1 protein-coding gene is annotated in these 729 nt (G+C 68.7%); it reads left to right on the top strand.

The window, feature by feature from the left end:
• Positions 1-712 (top strand): O-linked N-acetylglucosamine transferase family protein (locus tag Q4I23_RS32930; RefSeq protein ID WP_498529036.1); only part of this gene is annotated, 712 nt, incomplete at its 5' end.
• Between the last annotated feature and the right edge of the window lie 17 nt (positions 713-729).

Genomic DNA, 729 nt, shown 5'->3' with positions numbered 1-729 from the left:
CTCACCGGCCGCATTCTCTTCAACCGGAGAGAATCACGACCGGCAGGCCGGGCATAGCCTTTTTCCGCAGCCTGCTAAAGGGTTGCTACAGGGCGTACGGCTGAAACTGCTGGCGCGGCGACTGGCGCCCTTCCAGGTGGCTTATCTGGGCTATCCGGGAAGCTTGGGCACGGATCTGCTGGATTACACGATTGGCGACCGCTTCGTCACGCCGCCCGAGCATCAGCCCTTCTACCGTGAGCGGCTGGTCCGGATGCCCGACAGCTATCAGGTCAACGACCGCTGCCGGCCAGCCGACGCCCCCCACCGCCCGCAGGCCGAACACCTCGCCCGCTACCGGCTTGCCGATCTGGCCCTCGACAGCTTTCCCTACACCGGGCACACCACCACCTCCGACGCCCTGTGGATGGGGGTGCCGGTTCTCACGACGCGGGGGGAGACCTTCGCCTCCAGCGTCGCGGCCAGCCTGCTGCACGCGGCCGGCCTGCCGGAGACGGTCACCCCCACTCCTTCGCGGAGTATGAGGAGCGGGCAGTGCGGCTCGCCGGGGAGCCGGCGACGCTGGCCACCTACCGCCACCGGCTGGAGTCCGGGCGGCACCGTCAACTCGTTGGCACTGGCCATGATGGCTGGCGCAGTTCGGCCACGGATGCTTAGAGATCGGGGGATCAAGCGGCCAGCGGCGCACCGGCGACCTCAACCCAGGCAGTGAAGGCCTGGGTGCGGGCG

The organism is Azospirillum sp. UFLA03-27, from assembly GCF_059803775.1.
Note: the sequence above shows the minus strand (reverse complement) of the source record. Positions and strands in the feature narration are given on the sequence as shown.